Origin of the sequence: Mesorhizobium sp. LjNodule214, from assembly GCF_964252735.1 — a bacterium.
Lineage (GTDB): Bacteria > Pseudomonadota > Alphaproteobacteria > Rhizobiales > Rhizobiaceae > Mesorhizobium.
The window spans coordinates 22,191-37,484 of the sequence record NZ_CAXUPE020000007.1; the positions used below are offsets into that span (position 1 = coordinate 22,191).

The window sequence follows — 15,294 nt, forward strand, 5'->3', positions numbered from 1 at the left end:
TGATGAATTCGACACCTACGATCGCCTTCGCCAAATTCGCCGCGCCCCAGACCGCAACGTCGAGGAAGGGCAGCGTCTTCGTGCTGGCGGCGGACGATGGCAGCGTCAGCGATGCCGCCAAGGCCTGCGACCCGGCCGGCACGCTTGCGCGGGCGTTGCCGGCGGCGGACTTCTCCGGCAAGTTCGGCAGCGTCGTCGAGGTGTTCGCACCGGAAGGAACAGCACTCGACCGTCTGGTGGCGGTCGGCGCCGGCAAGGCCTCCAGCCTCGATGATCATGCATGGCTGAGACTCGGCGGCACGATCGCCGCGTCGCTGCGCAAGGCAGCCGAGGTCGCCGTCGTGCTCGACGTTCCGGGCGCCCAGGCCGGCGGCAGGCAAGCGGCGAGCGTGGCGGCCGGCATCCTTTTGCGCAGCTATGCCTTCGACAAGTACAAGACGAAGAAGGACAAGGACAACGGCCGGCCCAAGAAGCCGGCCAAGGTGACCATCCACTGCGCCGATCCTTCCGCGGCGAAAAAGGCCTTCGCCGACGAGGTGGCGGTGATCGACGGCGTGCTTCTGGCGCGTGACCTGGTCAACGAGCCGGCCAATGCTTTGGGCCCGGTGGAATTCGCCGCCCGCGCCAAGGAACTCGAGGCGCTCGGCGTCACCGTGGAGATCCTGACCGAGAAGGAAATGAAGAAGCTCGGCATGGGCTCGCTGCTCGGCGTCGCTCAAGGCTCGCCGCGCGGCGCCCGCATGGCCGTCTTGCAGTGGAACGGCGGCAAGGCCAAGGCCACCCCCGTCGCCTTTGTCGGCAAGGGCGTCACCTTCGACACCGGCGGCAATTCGATGAAGCCGGCTTCCGGCATGGAGGACATGAAGGGCGACATGGGCGGTGCTGCCGCCGTCACCGGACTGATGCATGCGCTGGCCGCGCGCAAGGCCAAGGCCAATGTCGTCGGCGTTATCGGCCTGGTCGAGAACGCGGTCGACGGCCACGCCCAGCGCCCAGGCGACATCGTCACCTCGATGTCGGGCCAGACCATCGAGGTGCTGAACACCGACGCCGAAGGCCGCCTCGTGCTGGCGGATGCGCTCTGGTACTGCAACGACCGCTTCAAGCCGGCCTTCATGGTCAATCTGGCGACGCTGACCGGCGCCATCATGGTGGCGCTCGGCCAGCACTATGCCGGCCTGTTCTCCAACAATGACGAACTGGCCGAGAGGCTGGCCAATGCCGGGCAGGCGACGCAGGAGCGGCTGTGGCGCATGCCGCTGGGGTCCGAATACGACAAGCTGATCGATTCCAAGAACGCCGACATGAAGAACATCGGCGGCCGCTACGGCGGCGCCATCATCGCCGCGCAGTTCCTGCAGCGCTTCGTCAAGGAAACGCCTTGGGCGCATCTCGATATCGCCGGCACCGCGATGGGCTCGCCGCCGAGCGAGATCAACCAGTCCTGGGGCTCCGGCTTCGGCGTCCGGCTGCTCGACCGGCTGGTGCGCGACCACTACGAGGGATGAAGCCTTTCGAGGCAAAGCCATGGCCGAAGTCCTGTTCTACCACCTGACCGAATCGACGCTGGAGGAGGCGCTGCCGGGGCTGCTCGAGCGCAGCGTCGACCGCGGCTGGCGCGCCGTGGTGCAGACCGGCACCGAGGAGCGGCGCGATGCGCTCGACCAGCATCTGTGGATCTTTCGCGACGATTCCTTCCTGGCGCATGCGACCGACCGCGAGGCCTATCCGGCCGAGCAGCCGATCCTGCTCACCACCGGGCAGGAGAATCGGAACCAGGCGCAGATACGCTTCCTGGTCGATGGCGCCGCACCTGCGGATCTCGGCGGCTACGAGCGCGCCGTCTTCCTGTTCGACGGCCATGACACGGCCCAACTCGAGGCTGCGCGTAGCCACTGGAAGACGATGAAGGATGCCGGCCACACGGTGACCTACTGGCAGCAGACATCGGACCGGCGCTGGGAGCGCAAGGCTTAGAGCAATTCCAGGAAAAGTGTGAAACGGTTTTCCGTCCGGAATTGCGTCAAAACAAACAGATAGAGCGGTTCTGCGTTTCCGTGAAACGATGAACCGCTCTAGCGGCGGACGCGAAGGCAGGCAGCGAACCGGCCTGTCGGACCACGCTCTACCGGTTTGGCGCTTTGTCCGGCGCTTGCATCATCAGGGCAACGACGACGCCTGAGACAAATGTCAGCGCCGCGACCGATCCGATCGCCCAGGCGAAGCCGAAGAAGTCGGCGACAAGGCCTGCCGAAAGCGCGCCGATCGCGTAGCCGAGGTCGCGCCAGAAGCGATAGACGCTGAGCGAGCGCGCCCGCCACGAGGGGTGGGATGCGTCGGACACGGCCGCGATCAGGCTCGGATAGACCATCGCGGTGCCGAGCCCAAGCAGCAGGCTTGCCGTCAGCCACCAGCGGAAGTCGCGGGTGAGAGCGGTCAGCAGCAAGGCTGCCGCCTGAACCCACATGCCCGCCACGATCAGGCCCTTGCGGCCCCATTTGTCGCTGAGCGGTCCGGTGGCGACCTGAAGCACTCCCCAGGCGCCCGGATAGACGGCTTTCAGAATTCCGATCCGCTCCACGCCGAGGCCGTTCGCGGCGAAAAACAGCGGGAAGATGCCCCAGCTCATGCCGTCGTTGAGATTGTTGACCAGCCCCGCCTGCGAGGCCGCGAACAGGTTCGGATCGCGGAACGAGGTCAAGGCGAAGATCTCGCGAAAGGTGAGGGGAGAGGCCGCCTTCGCGGCGTTTGCCGCCTCCAGCTGGACATGTCCGCGCGTGTCCCGCACCAGGAGGATCGACAGCGCGGTTCCGACGATCGCGTAGCCGATCCCGAGATAGATAGGGACCGGGCGAAGGCCATATTGCCCGGCCAGATAGCCGGTCAGGAAAGCGGTGATGCCGACGGCGAAATAGCCGGCGAACTCATTCAGGCCGACGGCCAGTCCGCGCCCCTTCGGCCCGACGAGGTCGACCTTCATCAACACCGTCATCGACCAGGCCAGCCCCTGGCTGACGCCGAGCAGGGCGTTGGCGGCAATGATCCAGCTCCAGCTCGGAGCCCACAGGATCATGAACGGCACGGGAAGGCCGAACATCCAGCCGAGCACAAGCACGCGCTTGCGGCCCCAGCTGTCGGCAAGCTGGCCGGAGACCAGGTTGGCGAAGGCCTTCACCACGCCGAAGCTGACGATGAAGGAAACCACCAGCGTCGTCGAGGTGATGCCGAACTCCTTGGAGCCGATCAGCGGCACCACGGTTCGTTCGATGCCGACCATGCCGCCAACGAAGGCGTTGATCAGCACCAGCAGGGCGAATTGCCGCCAGTTTGCCTTGAGACCCAGTGCGATGGAGGATGCGGCCACGACCGCCGTCACCGCGCAGCGCCAGCGTTCGAGGCGCGGTTGCTGGCAGCGTCGGGCGGCGGCGGTGGAATGTCGGCGGTCATGGCCTGGACGAACGCGGCCTCGTCGTCGATGCGGAATGCCTTGTTGAAGCGCTTTTCGAAGCCGATCGTCGACGTCGGCTTGCCGCTCAGCGACCGTCCGCAGACCGAGCCCGAAAAGGCCCCGGGCAGCACCTCGATATGATCGGGCAGTTGTTTCAGCCGCCCGACGCTGGCAAACAGGGCCCTGGCGCCATCCTCGGCGCTGGAGGCGAGTTCGGTGCGGCCGACGTCGCCCACCATCAGCGTGTGGCCGGTCAGCGCGAACCACGGTTCCGGCGCCCGGGTGCGGTCGGTCACCAGCAGCGTTATGTGCTCCGGCGTATGGCCGGGCGTGTGCATGACCGTTGCGGTCACGTTGCCGAGTTCGAGGACATCGCCATCCTTGACCGCCCGGAACGGAAAGGCGGCTTGCGCGCCCTCGAACAGCACGTAGTCAGCGCCGGAGGCCGCGGCGAGTGCGCGGCCCGCCGAAATATGGTCGGCGTGGATGTGGGTGTCGATGACGTAGAGGATGCGCATTCCGGTCGCCTGCGCCGCCTCGAGATAGGGGGCGATGTCGCCGATCGGATCGACGACCGCCGCGGCCGCCTTGCCGCCGCAGCCAAACAGGTAGGACGCGCCGACCGGCTGCGAATGAAGGAATTGTCTCAGGATCATCGCCACGCTCCGCCGCGCCCGTGAAGGGGCGAAAGCTTGACAGCTCGACGGGAGACTGTCATTCAATAATTCCATTGAATGATTTATCGTGACCTGGAAGTCGATGTCAATCCGCAATCCGAAACAGAAGCTCTATGAGCAGTTCGCGATCGTCGCCAAGGCGCTCGGCCATCCGCAGCGGCTCGAGCTGATCGAGCACCTGGCGCAGGGCCCGCGCAGCGTCGAAGCGCTGGCAATGAAGCTCGGCCTGCCGATCGCCAATGTTTCCCAGCATCTCCAGACCCTGCGCCGCGCCGGGCTGTTGTCGGCCGAGCGCGACGGCAAGTTCGTCAACTACCGTCTCGTGGACGACAGCGGGCTGGCGGCATTCGCCTCGGTGCGCACGGTCGCCGAGCGCCATCTGGCGGAAGTCGACCGCATCGTGCGCGGCTATTTCGAAGCCCGCGACGACATGGAGCCGGTCACGCGCCAGGAACTGGCCATGCGCATGCGCGACGGGCTGGTGACCGTGATCGATGTCCGCCCGCCGGACGAGTTTGCGCTCGGCCATGTGCCAGGCGCGATCAACGTTCCGCTTGGCGATCTTCCGGCCCGGCTTGCCGAACTCGGCAAGGACAGGGAAATCGTCGCCTACTGCCGCGGTCCATGGTGTGTGATGTCCTTCGAGGCGGTGGCGGCACTTCGCAGTCACGGCTATGCCGCGCGCCGGCTCGCGGATGGCATGCCCGAGTGGAGGGCCGCCGGAATGCCGGTTGAGGTGGCGGCCTGATCCGGCACCTCGGTCGACGGAGCGTTATGCGCCGGAGCCAAGCGGCATTTCGAAACGCATCATTACCATCACATGCAATCCGGATTATGGGTTAGATAGACGCGAACTCATTCGGCGGGTTGAGAATGCGGGTCAGGATCATCGGGACCGGCGGGGCGGTGCCGGCTAACTGCGTGACGTCACGTACGCTCGAGGAAAAGCTTGGCCTCGGCCCCGGCACGCTCGAAGCCGCCACGGGCGTCATCGAGCGCTATGTCTGCGAGGCTGAATCGCAGGTCGATCTCGCTTGCGCGGCATCTCGTCTGGCGCTCGCTGATGCCGAGATCGAAGCCAGCACCGTCGATCTCATCATCGGCGGCTGCGGCGTGCCTTACCAGCCGCTGCCGTCGACGGCGCCTTTGGTCATGCAGCGCCTCGGCCTGGCGGATGGCTCTGCCGCCGCCTTCGACGTCAACAGCACCTGCCTCGGTTTTCTCACCGCTTTCGAGACCGCTGCCCGCCTGATCGAGGCCGGGCAATGTAGGACGGCGCTGGTGTTTTCTTCCGAGGTCGCCTCACGAGCCTTACCCTGGCAAGAGCAGCCGGAGGTCGCCGCGCTCTTCGGCGATGGCGCCGCGGCCGCGGTACTGAGGCGGGCGGAGCCCGGCGAGGGCAGGGTGGCGGCAAACCTGATGCGCACCTACCCCTCGGCCTGGGAGGCCTGCGGCATCGGCTCCGGTGGCACCCGTTTCGATTTTCGCCGCCAGCCGGAAGAGTTTGCCCGCCACAGCCTGTTCCACATGGACGGCAAGGAATTGTTCCGCGTCACTTCACGCCATTTCAACGGCTTCGTCACCGAATTGCTTGAGCGCGCCGGCTGGCGGCATGAGGATGTCGACCTCGTCGTGCCGCATCAGGCAAGCCCGTTCGCGCTCGCCCACATGGCGCGCCAGACCGGCTTTGCACCGGAAAAGCTCGTCGACATCTCGGCGCACTACGGCAACCAGATCGCCGCCTCCATTCCCTTCGCGCTCGATGTCGCGCGACGGCAAGGCCGGGTCGAAGCAGGCGCGAAGCTGCTGTTCCTGGGCACGTCGGCAGGCGTGTCCTTCGGCGGCATGGCGCTGGAAGCATGAGCATGGGACATGTGCTCGTCAGCGGCGCCAGCGGCTTCCTCGGTGCTCATGTCATGGCGCGGCTGGCGGCATCCGGCATCCCGGCGCTTGGCCTCGGCCGCGACGCGGCGCGTTGTGCCATGCTGGAGGCAGAGGGTCATCAAATCAGCCGCCATGATCTGTCGGCGCCGTTCGACACGAAACTCGATCCAAGGCTCGGCAAGGTCGACCGGATCGTTCATTGCGCGGCACTCTCGGCGCCGTTCGGCCGGCTCGCGGATTTCGAGGCGGCCAATGTGACGGCGACCCGCAACCTCCTCGATTTCGCGGCGCGGCAAGGCATCGGCCGCTTCGTCCACATCTCGAGCCCTTCGGTGTGCTTCGCCTTTCGCGACCAGCTTGATCTCGCCGAAGATGCGGCCTTGCCCGACCCGGTCAACCACTATGCCCGCACCAAGCGCGAGGCAGAGAGGTTGGTGCTGGCAGCGCCCGCGATCCACCCGGTGGTGCTGAGACCGCGCGGCATCTACGGCGCCGGCGACCGCGCTTTGCTGCCGCGCCTGCTCAAGGCCGCAAAACGCCGCCCGCTGCCGCTGTTCCGCGACGGCCGGGCGCGCATCGATCTCACCCATGTCGACGATGTCGTCGACGCGGTGCTCGCGGCCTTGTCGGCGCCGGGCGAGGCCGAAGGCCAAATCTTCAACGTCTCCGGCGGCGAGGTGCTGCCGGTGCGCCGCATCGCCGACGCGGCCTGCGCGCGGGCCGGTTTTGCGGCGCGCTGGCGCAAGATGCCGCTGTGGCCGGCGATGCTGGCGGCGGGTGCGATGGAGGCGGTCGCGTTGAGGCTTCCCGGCCGTCCCGAACCGGCGGTGACGCGCTATGGCCTCGGCCTGTTCGCCTATGCCCAGAGCCTGGACCTCTCGAAGGCGAAACGCGTGCTCGGCTGGGCGCCAAAAACGTCCTTCGAGGCAGGGCTCGACCGCACATTCATTGGCGGAGGCCTGGCGTGAGGATCGTCTTTGCCAACAGCGCCTGGGTGAGTGCGGCCGAACGGCTGATCCTGCGCGGCGGCAGCTGGAAGAGCGTGCGGCTGCGCGTGCGCTACGGGCTGATCCTGCATCCTGTCGCCGGGCCGATGCTGGTCGACACCGGCTACACGCCCGCGGCGGTCACCGGGCCGGGACGCGGCACGATGCTGCGCCTTTACGGCGCGCTGTTGAAGCCCGAGCTCAATGCGGCCGAACAGGTGCAGCCGGTGCTGGCGCGCTTCGGCCTTGCGCCCGGCGACATCAGCGCCGTCATCGTCACCCATTTTCATGCCGATCACATTTCCGGCCTGTCGCTGTTCCCCAACGCTCGCTTCATCGCCAGCGACGCCGCCTGGGCGCGGCTGAAGGCACGGACAGCTGGTCAGAATTTGCGCCATGGCGTATTCCCCGAACTGTTTCCGGCGGATTTCGAAAGCCGGCTCGACGGACTGTCGTCAAAGCAGCAGGTAGCACCCCATGACGGCGTGCCCGGCGGTGTCGATCTGTTCGGCGACGGCAGCGTTGTGGCGGTCGACCTTCCCGGCCATGCCGACGGCCAGTTCGGCCTGCTTTTCCCCAATATGGAGCGTCCGCTGCTCTACGCCGTCGATGTGCAGTGGTTGCTCAGCGCATTGAAGGAGGAACGCACGCCGGGTTTTCCGGCAAGCCTGCTGGCCGAGGATTTTGCCGCCATCGAGCCGACCAGCGCCATGCTGCGCCGCTTTGCGGCGGCCGGTGGCGAGGTCATGTTCTGCCATGATCCGGCGCCGACGCAATATGACCTGGGCGGCGAGGGCGGATGAACGGACTCGCCGAAGCGCTCTGGTCGTTTGCCGTCACCCAATGGGTGTCGCGCAAGAGCCGCCCGGCCTTCGAGCGCTGGCAGGCGCGCACCTTGCGCCGCTGGCTCGACCGCGACCTGCCGCTGGCGCCCTTCTATGGCAAGGCACCGCATCACCTCGGCGATCTTGCGGTGACCGACAAGGCGCTGCTTATGGCGAATTTCGAGCGCTTCAACATCGGCGGCGTGTCGACCCGTGATGCCTGGGCCGCCGCTTCCGCCGATGGCCGCCTTGGCGACCTGACGGTCGGTGCCAGCACTGGAACATCAGGCAATCGCGGCCTGTTCGTCATTTCGGAGGCGGAGAAATACCGCTGGCTGGGCACGATCCTCGCCAAGGCAGCGCCCGACCTGCTCTGGCGCGGCATGCGCGTCGCCGTCATCCTGCCGCAGAACACCGGCCTCTATGACAGCGCGCGCAGATCCCGGCGTATCGAGTTGCGCTTCTTCGACCTGACGCTCGGGCCCGAACATTGGCGCGCAGCACTCGAGGATTTCGCGCCGACGGTGATCATCGCGCCGCCCAAGATGCTCCGGTATTTTGCGGCCACCGGATTCCGGCCCTCGCCACAACGCATCTTCTCCGCTGCCGAGACGCTGGATCCGGTCGACCGTCCTGTTATCGAAGCCTTCTTCCGGTTGCCGATCGACCAGATCTACATGGCAACGGAAGGGCTGTTCGCGGTGACCTGCCGGCAAGGCGGGCTGCATCTTGCGGAAGACTCGGTCTTCTTCGAGTTCGAGCCGGCCGGCGACGGTCTGGTCACGCCTCTGGTCACCACCTTCCGCCGCCAGACCCAGATCATGGCGCGATACAGGATGAACGACCTGTTGCGGCTCTCCGAGGCGCCATGCCGCTGCGGCTCGCCGCTGCGCACCGTGGACGAGATCGTCGGCCGCATGGACGACGTCTTCCGGCTCGCTTCGGTGGATGGGCCGATCCTGCTGACGCCCGACATCCTGCGCAACGCCGTGCTGAAGGCCGACCGCCGCATCGATGATTTCCGCCTGATCCAGACCGCGCCCGATGCGATCGAACTCAGGCTCGCGCCTGATCTCGATGACGAAGCCGCCGCTGCCGCGCATCACGCGGTGCGCGCGCTGCTTACGGCGCGAAAGTCTGCCGCGGCGGTCGCTCTCCTCCGCGTGCCGCTGCCGCTGGAGACCGCCCGCAAGCTGCGGCGCGTCGAATGCCGGGTGGCGCCGTGAGTAAGCCGTCCACCCTTTTGGAAAGACCGCTGCAGCAGGCGGACCGGGTCGAGAACAGCCCTGCCAAGGTCCGGGCATTCGTCGATCTTTTCAACGACATTCCGGTGCATGATCTCGTTGCCAATCTGACGGTGTCGGTCGAGACGCTGGAGGTCGCCGGCCGCACCTTCCCGCTGACGCTGAACGACGCGAGCGAGGCGCCGACCTGCTACATCTGTTGCCCGTCCAGCGCCTATATCGACTACGCCGTCGACGAGACGCGAAACTTCGTCGCGCATCCTTTGCTACGGCGGGCGCTTCGGGCGCTGATCGGCGCCTGCGCGCCGCTGGTCAGGATGAGCGGCCTCGACCATCAGGCGCAGGTCAACAACTGGCTCTATTCGACCAATCCGGTGCCCATGCTCGACCGCGCCGCGGTCGTAGCACTACGCGCCAACCTTGCTGCGCGGTTTCCCGACCGCGCCATCGTCATCCGCTCGCTGAACGAGATCGCCGACCCCGCGACCATCGCGGCGCTGAAGGCCGAAGGTTTTCGCATGCTGGCGGCGCGCCAGATCTACATCTTCGCCGATCGCAGTGCGGCACCGGCCATGACCAACGACATGAAGCGCGACCGCAAAAGGCTGCGCACGACATCCTTCGAGATCGTCGGCGACGCCGAGTTCGGCGAGGCCGACTATGCGCGCAGCGAAGAGCTCTACCGCATGCTCTATCTCGACAAATACACGCCGCTCAATCCGCATTACACCGCCCGCTATATCGCGCAGATGCATCGCCGCCGCATCCTCAGCCTGGCAGGCCTGCGCCGGCCTGGCGGCGAGCTCGTCGCCGTCACCGGCCTGTTCGAGAACGGCCGCACGCTGACCCAGCCGATCGTCGGCTACGACACCGGCCTGCCGATCGAGGAAGGCCTCTACCGCATGGTGATGGCGATGGCGCAGGACCATGCTACGGCGCGCGGCCTGTTCTTCAACATGAGCGCCGGTGCCGCCGACTTCAAACGCCGTCGCGGCGCCGTACCGGCGATCGAATACAACGCCGTCTATGCCGGCCATCTGCCGCGCCGCCGTCGCGTGGCGATCCGCATCATGGAAACCGTGCTGGGGCGTGTCGGCATTCCGCTGCTCAGGAGGTTCGAACTGTGAGCGAGCGCCCGAACCAGAAGCGCAAGGACCATTGGCAGGCGGTGGCGCTGTCGGCCGACATCAGGAGCAAGCCGAGGCGCATCCTGTTCGACGGCGCGCCGCTGGTGCTGTTCCGCTCGGCGCAGGGCATTGCAGCGCTTTTCGACCGCTGCCCGCACCGGCTGGTCGAACTGTCGACTGGCAAGGTGGTCGGCGGCGAGATCGAATGCCCCTATCACGGCTGGCGCTACAATGGTGAGGGACGCTGCACCGCCATTCCCGGCCATATCGGCGAGATGCCGCACTACCGGGTGCGCAGCTTTAGCGCCATCGAACGCGACGGCGTCGTCTTCGTGTCGTCGGGCACGCCGGAAAGCGAACCCTATCTCCACTGCATGCAGGGCAGGGACATCGTCGTGCGGCGGGTGCGCTCCTCGACGCAATCGACCGTCATCGACGCGGCCGAGAACATCCTCGACGCCACCCACACCCACTTCACCCACAAGGGCCTGCTGCGCGGCCTGAGTTCGAAGCGTCATCTGGTCCGGGTCGAGATCACTGGCGGCGAGGGCTGGGTCGAGGCCTGCTACACCGGCGAGGAGCGTCAGCAGGGGCTGATCAGCCGGCTGCTGGAGGGCGAGCGGACGAAAACAATCGGCCGCTTCCGCCACCCCGGCATCGCCGAACTGGAATATTGGGGCAAGGGCGGGCTGGCGCTGGCGACGACCTTCCATTTGCGCCAGGCCGACGAGCGCACCGTCGAGGGTGTCGGCTGGCTGATCGGCCCGCGCCAAGGATGGCTGGGCGAGGTCAAGGCGCTGGCCTTCAAGCCGCTGTTCAACATCGCCCTCGAGCAGGATCGCCGCGTGCTGAAATCGGCGAGCGACAATGCCCGCTTCGAGCCGCCGGCGCGCCCGGTTATCGGCCCGCTGGATTTCCTGCGCCGCGACATCGCCGCCATCATGGACGGCGAGATACCGGCATCCGCGGCCAAGCCGCGCGTCCATCAGATCGAGCTTTAGCTGTAATCTGAAGTTCACAACTCTTGATTTGATCGCGACTGTGAATTATAGTTCACAGGTGATCGAAGTCCGGCAGGCCGACGAGTTCAGGAAATGGCTCGACAGCCTTCGTGACACGGCGGCACGCATGCGCATTGTTGCGCGCATCCGTCGGGTCGAGATCGGCAACGCAGGGACGCCAAGTATTTCGACGGCATCGGCGAACTTCGCATCGATCACGGCCCCGGCTACCGGCTCTACTTCGTAAAGATCGGAAGCGCCGTGATTATCCTTCTCTGCGGCGGCGACAAGTCCACCCAGAAGCGCGACATCACCAAAGCGAAACAGATGGCAAAGGAGATATGACGATGCCACTCGAAACCACCCGCTTCGATATTCTCGATCATCTGAAGACGCCCGAAGATCGTGTGGCCTATATCGAGGCCGCTTTTGAGGATGGTGACCCTGCGCTCATCACTCACGCCCTCGGCGATGTAGCCCGCTCTATCGGCATGACGGCCGTAGCCAAGGAAGCAGGCGTTACCCGGGAGGCGCTTTACAAGGCGCTGAGCGAAAAGGGTGATCCGCGTCTCAGCACGCTGCTAGGCGTCACCAAGGCGCTGGGGCTGCAACTATCTGCGAAGCCCGCCAATCCCGATTCAATCAAGGCATGAAGGACTTCATGGCAGCCCTTTGATCAGCTTGGTTGATCCGGCCCGTTCCATTCCATATCGCGGGTCGAGGCGGCCTGCAGGCTGATGCGCTCGCGCCATGCCGTGCCTGCGATCTCGGCCAGCGCCCGCCACTGCGCCTTCTTCGGCGCGGGATCGTCAGGCCAGTCGAGCAGGTCGTCGGCCTCGCGCATCGCCTGGCGGAAGCCAAGAAGCCCACCGGACCGCAGCGCCGCCGGCAGGCCGTAGATCCACATGGCAAGCCGCACTGTCTGCGGCGCGGCGACATCGGGCTTCACTTCCGCGCCGTCGCCGAGCACGGCGTCGGCGAAGCGCGTCGGATCGCAGAAGAAATGCAGGCCGCTGACGGCGCGCGGATTGCACTCCAGCGGCAGCACGCGGCCATCCGCCTCGCGCATCAGGTCGAAGGAGATCTGCCCGCTCCAGCCGGTAGCCGAGACGATGCGCTCGACCAGATGCCGCGCGGCTTGGTCCTCGACCGGCTCGAAATAGATGCCGGCGCCTTTGCCGGCGCGATAGAGCGAGCGGTAGAGCGAGAACGCCTTGAGGGCGCCGTCACGGGCCACCGCATAGGTGCTGATCTCGTCGCCGGGCACGAAACGCTGCGCCACCCAGGGCGCCGAGGGCGACGGGCCGACGGCCGCGAGCGCGCCGGGCGAGGGGCAAAGCAGCACCTGGCTGGCGAAGCGCGACCAGACCGGCTTGAACACCAGTTCGCGCGAGCGGCCGCGCACCGCCTCCAGATCGGCGGTCGATTGCAGCAGCGTCGTTTCCGGCACGGCCAGGCCGAGGCTCTCGGCCAGGCGGATGAAGGCGTGCTTGTCATGCACCTGGGCAAGCCGGTCGATACCTGGCGCGAACAGGCGGGCAGGGATGGCACGCTCGCGCCAGGTTAGGGCGAGGTAAAACACCTCCTCGCAGGTCGGGATGACCAGCTCGACGCCTTCGGCCCGCACCAGCGCCTCGACCGCCTCGGCATAGGCCGCTGGCTCGAAGCGCGGCGGCGGCAGGCAGCGGTAGCGCGCGCAGGCGGTGCTGGCAGCGGCGATCGGGTGGGCCGGTGTGTCGGCGAGGATCACGCGGCGTCCGGCGCCGTGCAGCAGCCGCGCCAGATGCAGCGCCACCGGCGCGCGAGCCCCGGTGACGAGTATGGTGTTATCGGGCACCGGCATCGGCAGGCTGTTCGCAATCGTTACGGTGGCCGCGAGGCTTGCTCGAAATCCGGGCGCTTGGCAACGGGGCTTGCCGGTTCAAGCCACCCTGCGAAATTGTCATCCGCCAGGGGGCAGGGCGCGCTCGACGACGTTGAGGAAGAAGCGGATGCCGATCGGGATGATGGCGTCGTTGAAGACGAAGCGGTCGCCATGCAATCCTTCGGCCGGGCCGACATCGCCGGCGCCGATCCAGGCATAGGCGCCGTCGCCAACGCCTTGCAGCAAGTAGGCAAAATCCTCACAGCCCATGCTCGGCTGGAACTCGGTAACGACACGATCCGCGCCGACTGTGTCGGCGCCGGCTTGCGCCGCAAGCGCCGCGCCACCAGGGGAATTCACCACCGGCGGATAGCCGCGCTTGTAGGTGAGCGCGGCGCTCGCCCGGTGCATTGCCGCGCAGGCCTCGGCCACGCGCTCGATCTCGGCGGCGCAATGATCGGAGAGAGCCTGGTCGTAGAAGCGGCAGGTACCCTCGACCTTCACCTCGCCTGGCACGAAATTGTTGAAGCGGCCGCCATGGATTTGCGTCACCGACAGCACGGCCGGCGACAGCGGATCGACACTGCGGCTGACCAGGCGCTGAATGGCCGTGACGAAGCTCGCCGCGGCCAGCACCGGGTCGTCGCCCAGATGCGGCATCGCCGCGTGGCAGCCGCTGCCGCGAAAGGCGATCTCGAAATTGTCGACCGCCGCCATCTGCGGTCCGGCCCGCACGCCGACATGGCCTTCCGGAAAGCCCGGCCAGTTGTGGACCGCAAACACCTGTTCGACCGGAAAGCGGCGGAGCAGCCCGTCCTCGATCATCTTCTTGCCGCCGCCCAGCACCTCCTCGGCCGGCTGGAACACGAACACCACCGTGCCGTCGAAACTGCCGCTCTCGGCAAGCAGCTTTGCGGCGCCGAGCAGCATCGCCATATGGCCGTCATGGCCGCAGGCATGCATGACGCCTTCCTTGCGCGAGGCATAATCGACACCGGCGGCTTCCTTGATCGGCAAGGCGTCGAGCTCGGCGCGCAGCGCGATCGACCGGCGGCTTGTGCCTCTGGTCAGTGTGGCGACGACAGCGGTGGCGCTGACATCGGTATAAACGGCAAGGCCGAATTCTCTGAGCTTTCCCACGACGAAGGCCACCGTCTCGTGCTCGGCGAAGCCCAGTTCCGGATTGGCATGGATGTGCCGCCGCCAGCCGATCGCCTCCGGCACGATCGCCGCTACCCTGTCGTTCTCCTGCATTGTCGCTCTCCGCGTCGTCCGGTGTCGCCTGGATACCCGGCTCTCTGGCTTCCGGTCTTGAACGGGATTGACGGGTCGCGTGCTTTCGAGAAGGCTGGGCACCATGAGCGATGCCAGCGAACAGAAAGAACGCGAAGCCGCGCGGCTGACGCGGCATGCCGGCCTCGGCGATCTCGAAATGCTCGCAGCCCGCTACCGCGACCACGCCTATGCGCTGCACACCCACCCGACCTATGTCTTCGGTGTCGTCGTCGCCGGCGTCGAGAAGCTGAGGATTGGCCGCCGCAACCATCTGGCGCCGGCGGGCTCGTTCATCGCCGTCAATCCGGAAGAGCCGCATGACGGCGAAAAGGGCTGCGCCTCCGGCTGGGCCTACCGCACCTGCTATCCCGATGCCGCCCTGGTCGGCGAGATTGCCGACGACCTTGGACTGCGGGGATCGCCGATGTTCGCCGAGGGGATTTTGCAGGCGCCCGACCTGGCGCGGGCCTTCGTGCGCGCGCACTGTCTGGCTGGGCAGGCGCTTGAGCAGGAAGCAGCGATGCTGGTGGTGCTGCGCGAGCTCGTCAGCCGCTTCGGCGACGGCAAGGGCAGCGTTCATGCATCCGATGGCGGCGAGGCGGTCAGGCGCTTCCGGCTCTATGGCCAGCTGATCGAGTCCGATCTCGCCGCCGGCTTCGACCTTGCGCGCCTGGCCAGCGCCGCCGGCGTCAGCCGCTTCCAGGTCATCCGGGATTTTCACCGCACTGCTGCCATGACGCCGGGACAATATCTGCGCGACCGCCGCATCCGCGCCGCGTCAGCACTGATGCGGACCGACATGCCGCTTGCCGAAATCGCCGTCGCGACCGGCTTTGCCGACCAGAGCCATCTCACAAGAGTGTTCAAGACCATCAAGGGCCTGTCGCCGGGCGCCTGGCGCGCCGCCGCGTAAGGCAACCACAAGTCGAAAATGAACCAGCCAATGTAGGGAACCCAACACGCA

15 protein-coding genes and 1 pseudogene are annotated in these 15,294 nt (G+C 66.6%); 12 read left to right on the plus strand and 4 right to left on the minus strand.

Annotated elements, in window-relative coordinates; genetic code table 11:
* The first annotated feature begins 2 nt into the window (after window positions 1-2).
* Both ACSQ3Z_RS35995 and ACSQ3Z_RS36000 read left to right on the plus strand, forming a co-directional pair.
* Window positions 3-1,508, plus strand: coding sequence for a leucyl aminopeptidase (locus ACSQ3Z_RS35995; RefSeq protein ID WP_436175812.1), 1,506 nt, complete (start codon window positions 3-5; stop codon window positions 1,506-1,508).
* A gap of 19 nt (window positions 1,509-1,527) precedes the next feature.
* On the plus strand, window positions 1,528-1,977 hold the full coding sequence (locus tag ACSQ3Z_RS36000) for a DNA polymerase III subunit chi (protein ID WP_436175813.1): 450 nt from the start codon (window positions 1,528-1,530) through the stop codon (window positions 1,975-1,977).
* 148 nt (window positions 1,978-2,125) lie between these two features.
* On the opposite strand, the gene ACSQ3Z_RS36005 is transcribed toward ACSQ3Z_RS36000, so the two are convergent.
* Window positions 2,126-3,364 (minus strand): MFS transporter, encoded by a 1,239-nt coding sequence (locus ACSQ3Z_RS36005; RefSeq protein ID WP_436175814.1) that lies wholly within the window; start codon window positions 3,362-3,364, stop codon window positions 2,126-2,128.
* Window positions 3,365-3,372: 8 nt separating this feature from the next.
* Complete coding sequence (locus ACSQ3Z_RS36010) at window positions 3,373-4,104, minus strand: MBL fold metallo-hydrolase (RefSeq protein WP_436175815.1); 732 nt, start codon at window positions 4,102-4,104, stop codon at window positions 3,373-3,375.
* Between the two features lie 103 nt (window positions 4,105-4,207).
* Here ACSQ3Z_RS36010 and ACSQ3Z_RS36015 point away from each other — a divergent pair, with 103 nt between their 5' ends.
* From ACSQ3Z_RS36015 to ACSQ3Z_RS36055, 9 genes and pseudogenes are all read left to right on the plus strand, one after another.
* Window positions 4,208-4,873 (plus strand): ArsR/SmtB family transcription factor, encoded by a 666-nt coding sequence (locus ACSQ3Z_RS36015; RefSeq protein ID WP_436175816.1) that lies wholly within the window; start codon window positions 4,208-4,210, stop codon window positions 4,871-4,873.
* A gap of 125 nt (window positions 4,874-4,998) precedes the next feature.
* Window positions 4,999-5,988 carry a 3-oxoacyl-ACP synthase III family protein gene (locus tag ACSQ3Z_RS36020; protein ID WP_436175817.1) on the plus strand — a complete coding sequence of 330 codons (990 nt, stop codon included), beginning with the start codon at window positions 4,999-5,001 and terminating at the stop codon, window positions 5,986-5,988.
* Window positions 5,985-6,977: an NAD-dependent epimerase/dehydratase family protein gene (locus ACSQ3Z_RS36025; RefSeq protein WP_436175818.1), complete on the plus strand. Its 993-nt coding sequence runs from the start codon at window positions 5,985-5,987 to the stop codon at window positions 6,975-6,977. The genes ACSQ3Z_RS36020 and ACSQ3Z_RS36025 overlap by 4 nt, the downstream gene beginning before the upstream one ends.
* Window positions 6,974-7,798 carry an MBL fold metallo-hydrolase gene (locus tag ACSQ3Z_RS36030; RefSeq protein ID WP_436175819.1) on the plus strand — a complete coding sequence of 275 codons (825 nt, stop codon included), beginning with the start codon at window positions 6,974-6,976 and terminating at the stop codon, window positions 7,796-7,798. The genes ACSQ3Z_RS36025 and ACSQ3Z_RS36030 overlap by 4 nt, the downstream gene beginning before the upstream one ends.
* Entirely contained in the window at window positions 7,795-9,045 is a 1,251-nt protein-coding gene (locus ACSQ3Z_RS36035) for a F390 synthetase-related protein (protein ID WP_436175820.1), read from the plus strand. The genes ACSQ3Z_RS36030 and ACSQ3Z_RS36035 overlap by 4 nt, the downstream gene beginning before the upstream one ends.
* Window positions 9,042-10,190, plus strand: a complete 1,149-nt coding sequence (locus tag ACSQ3Z_RS36040; protein ID WP_436175821.1) for a GNAT family N-acetyltransferase — start codon at window positions 9,042-9,044, stop codon at window positions 10,188-10,190. Before ACSQ3Z_RS36035 ends, ACSQ3Z_RS36040 begins: the two co-directional genes overlap by 4 nt.
* A complete protein-coding gene (locus ACSQ3Z_RS36045; protein ID WP_436175822.1) occupies window positions 10,187-11,191 on the plus strand; it encodes a Rieske 2Fe-2S domain-containing protein in 1,005 nt (334 codons plus the stop codon). Before ACSQ3Z_RS36040 ends, ACSQ3Z_RS36045 begins: the two co-directional genes overlap by 4 nt.
* A gap of 58 nt (window positions 11,192-11,249) precedes the next feature.
* A pseudogene (locus tag ACSQ3Z_RS36050) lies at window positions 11,250-11,536 on the plus strand (type II toxin-antitoxin system RelE/ParE family toxin).
* Between the two features lie 2 nt (window positions 11,537-11,538).
* Window positions 11,539-11,844 carry an addiction module antidote protein gene (locus ACSQ3Z_RS36055; RefSeq protein ID WP_436175823.1) on the plus strand — a complete coding sequence of 102 codons (306 nt, stop codon included), beginning with the start codon at window positions 11,539-11,541 and terminating at the stop codon, window positions 11,842-11,844.
* Between the two features lie 23 nt (window positions 11,845-11,867).
* Here the strand turns inward: ACSQ3Z_RS36055 and ACSQ3Z_RS36060 are convergent, their stop codons facing one another.
* Both ACSQ3Z_RS36060 and ACSQ3Z_RS36065 read right to left on the minus strand, forming a co-directional pair.
* Window positions 11,868-13,034 carry a hypothetical protein gene (locus ACSQ3Z_RS36060; protein WP_436175824.1) on the minus strand — a complete coding sequence of 389 codons (1,167 nt, stop codon included), beginning with the start codon at window positions 13,032-13,034 and terminating at the stop codon, window positions 11,868-11,870.
* A 99-nt stretch (window positions 13,035-13,133) separates the two neighbouring features.
* Complete coding sequence (locus ACSQ3Z_RS36065) at window positions 13,134-14,309, minus strand: amidohydrolase (RefSeq protein ID WP_436175825.1); 1,176 nt, start codon at window positions 14,307-14,309, stop codon at window positions 13,134-13,136.
* A gap of 103 nt (window positions 14,310-14,412) precedes the next feature.
* On the opposite strand from ACSQ3Z_RS36065, the gene ACSQ3Z_RS36070 reads away from it, so the two are divergent.
* Window positions 14,413-15,243 carry an AraC family transcriptional regulator gene (locus ACSQ3Z_RS36070; protein WP_436175826.1) on the plus strand — a complete coding sequence of 277 codons (831 nt, stop codon included), beginning with the start codon at window positions 14,413-14,415 and terminating at the stop codon, window positions 15,241-15,243.
* The last annotated feature ends 51 nt before the right edge of the window (window positions 15,244-15,294 follow it).